At 57.5% G+C, this 3,145-nt stretch carries 2 protein-coding genes and 1 pseudogene; all 3 read left to right on the top strand.

All coding sequences use genetic code 11. From position 1 onward, the window contains the following. A pseudogene (locus tag K5905_RS30575) lies at positions 1-645 on the top strand (transcriptional regulator); the annotation flags it as partial. A 170-nt stretch (positions 646-815) separates the two neighbouring features. Continuing rightward, positions 816-1,895 carry a PLP-dependent cysteine synthase family protein gene (locus K5905_RS30570; protein ID WP_297591494.1) on the top strand — a complete coding sequence of 360 codons (1,080 nt, stop codon included), beginning with the start codon at positions 816-818 and terminating at the stop codon, positions 1,893-1,895. A 1-nt stretch (position 1,896) separates the two neighbouring features. After that, positions 1,897-3,145: pyridoxal-dependent decarboxylase (locus tag K5905_RS30565; protein ID WP_297591493.1), on the top strand; the 1,249-nt coding region annotated here is incomplete at its 3' end.

Below are 3,145 nucleotides of genomic sequence, written 5' to 3'. Positions count from 1 at the left end.
TTTGCCCGGGCACATGCAGCCCGTTCTTTTGCCCATTTCAAGACAGCTTTCATGAACTATTCGCAAGATCGTCAGGCAGCTGTGAAACTGGCGCGCGCTGCTGCAGAACGTGCGATCGAACTTGATCCGATGGATCCGTTTGGCAATTTCAATATGGGCAGATCGCTGTGGCTGGTGGGGGATCTCGACGGAGCGCAGGGGTGGCTGAAGCGGGCAACGTCTCTCAGTCCGAGCTTTGCCCAAGGTCTTTATGCCCGCGCCTGGACCGAGATGGTGTCCTGTTCCAGCGAAAATGGCTGTCGCTTGTCCGATCGGGCCCGCAGCTTAAGTCCACTTGATCCCATGCTCTATGCGATGCTGGGAACGCGCGCGCTTTGCATGGTGATGGAAGACCGTCATGACGAGGCTGCTCTATGGGCAGATCGGGCTGCAAATGCACCGGGGGCGCATGTCCTGATATGGGTGATCGCCGCCATTGCGAACGAACTTGCGGGAAACCATGCGGTTGCTGCCGATTGGGCGCAACGTGTCCGGCACCACCGGGCAGATATCTCACAGGAGCACTTCTTCCGTTCATTTCCTTTTACGGATGCCGGGGTGCGGGCCAGAATCTCGACTGCGTTGGCAAAGCATGGATTTGCCTGAAACCGGGCAGCTCTCGGCGCACTCGTAAAATCCTCAGACTTTCCTCAGAACCTGCTCAAGACTCGGCTGCGACGCTCCTGTCATGATCACTGTTATGGAACGGTTTGTGCGCCTCTGATGTTCAGATGCAGTTGAAACAGGCCGTTCGCTTGCAACGATGGAGCAAATTCATGACCGGTGAAACTGTGCGCACGACTGAGGGCAATGGACTTCTTTTTGAAAGCGTGCTGGATACGATCGGCAACACACCTGTTATCCGTATCAACAATCTCGGACCGAGTGGTGTCGAGATGTTCGTGAAGTTTGAAGCGGCCAATCCGGCCGGCTCAGTGAAGGACCGGCTCGCCGTCAATATCATTGAGGCAGCCGAGCGTAGCGGAGCTCTCAAGTCGGGGCAGACCGTAGTTGAAGCCACCAGCGGCAATACCGGCATCGGACTGGCGATGGTCTGTGCGCAAAAGGGATATCCGCTTGTGGTCACCATGGCGGACAGTTTCTCGATCGAGCGGCGCAAGCTGATGCGAATGCTTGGAGCCAAGGTGGTTCTGACACCGCGCGCGGAAAAAGGGTTCGGCATGTATCGCAAAGCGGTCGAATTGGCCGAGACCCACGGCTGGTTGCTCGCCCGTCAGTTCGAAACCGAGGCGAATGCGGAAATACACGAGGCGACAACAGCGCGCGAGATCATCAACGATTTCGCGAGAAAACGGCTCGACTATTTCGTTACAGGTTACGGTACCGGTGGCACTTTGACCGGGGTCGGGAGGGTGCTGCGCAAGGAACGCCCGGAAACCAGAATTATCCTGTCCGAGCCGGCCAACGCACAATTGCTCGGCAGCGGACATGTTCAGGAGCGGGAGGCGGATGGCGCTCCGGCTGCCAGCCATCCAGCCTTTGAACCGCATCCGATCCAGGGATGGACACCGGATTTCATTCCAGCCGTTCTGCAAGAAGCGGTGGACGGGAAGTATTACGACGAGCTTATTCCGGTGCCTGGACCGACCGGTGTCGATTGGGCTCGAAAACTGGCGAGCCGCGAAGGCATTCTCACAGGTATTTCCGGTGGCGCGAGTTTTGCCATTGCCGTGCAGGTGGCGGAAAAGGCCGCTCCCGGATCGACGATCCTTTGCATGCTGCCCGATACCGGTGAACGCTACCTGACAACCCCCATGTTCGAAGGCATTGCCGAGGAGATGACCGATGAGGAAATCACAATCTCCATGTCGACACCCGGATACCACATGGGCTGACATGCCGGACCCTATTGAAGAGCTCGAAATAGCATTTTCTGAGGCCGTATCCTATCGCCAAAGCTTACCGGCGCGCAAATGCGCGCCGGAAAAGGGCTACCGGGAAATGCTTCAGGTTTTCGGTGAACCTCTTCCCGAAGAGGGAAGTAAGGGAAGCGATGTGATCCGCGATCTGGCCCGGCGCGGTGCGCCGGGATTATCGGGAATGACCCATCCGCGTTTTTTCGGCTGGGTGCTTGGCGGTTCAGCCCCTGTCGGAGTTGCCGCCGACTGGCTGGTGAGTGCCTGGGGGCAGAATGCCGCGCTTCACGCATCGTCGCCGACGGCCGCAGCAGTTGAGGAAATTGCAGCAAATTGGTTGCTCGAGATCCTCGATCTGCCACGGGAAGCCGCGGTTGGCTTTGTCACCGGAGGAACTGTCGGAAACTTCACCGCCCTGGCAGCGGCCAGAGGAGCGGTCTTGAGCAAGCACGGCTGGAATGCTGACAGGGATGGTCTCTTCGGTGCCCCGCCGGTCACGGTCTTTGTTGGAGACGATGCTCATACCTCCGTCTTTTCAGCGCTTGGTTATCTTGGATTTGGCCGAGATCGCATTTGCAGGATCGACACCGATGCCGAGGGCCGCATGAATGCGACAGATCTGGCAAACAAAATCACGGGTACTGGTGGTCCGGGGATTGTGATCGCTCAGGCAGGGCAGATCAATACGGGTGCCTTTGATCCGTTTGAAGATCTGATTGAGGTGGCAAAAGAGGCTGACGCCTGGGTACATGTTGACGGTGCTTTCGGCCTTTGGGCGCGGGCGCACCCGTCCTACCGCTATCTGACTGAAGGCATCGAAAAGGCTGACTCATGGTCTGTCGACGGACACAAATGGCTGCAAACGCCTTTTGACAGCGGCTATGCGATTGTACGGAACCAGGAAGCGCTTGAAACGGCCATGGGGATAGAGGCGAGCTATCTTCCTTCAAAGGAAGATGGAGAACGGATACCGGCCCTCCTGGTTCCGGAACTCTCGCGGCGGGCACGCGGTGTTCCCACCTGGGCAATGCTGAAACATCTCGGCCGAAAGGGCGTGAGGGAACTCGTCGGCAGACACTGCGGCATTGCCGGTCAGATTGCCGAACGACTGAAAGACGTGAAAGGTATCCGTGTCGTCAATGATGTGGTTCTCAATCAGATAATTATCGCTTTCGGCCCGCATGATCTGTCAAACGCGCAACGCAAACAAGTGACGGATGAAGTCATTC

This window comes from Roseibium sp., assembly GCF_025698965.1.
Taxonomy (GTDB): Bacteria; Pseudomonadota; Alphaproteobacteria; order Rhizobiales; family Stappiaceae; genus Roseibium.
This window is presented reverse-complemented; position numbering and strand designations above follow the sequence as displayed.

Coding starts and splice junctions, on each gene's coding strand:
- K5905_RS30570 (WP_297591494.1), top strand. CDS start 816: ATGACCGGTGAAACTGTGCGCACGACTGAGGGCAATGGACTTCTTTTT.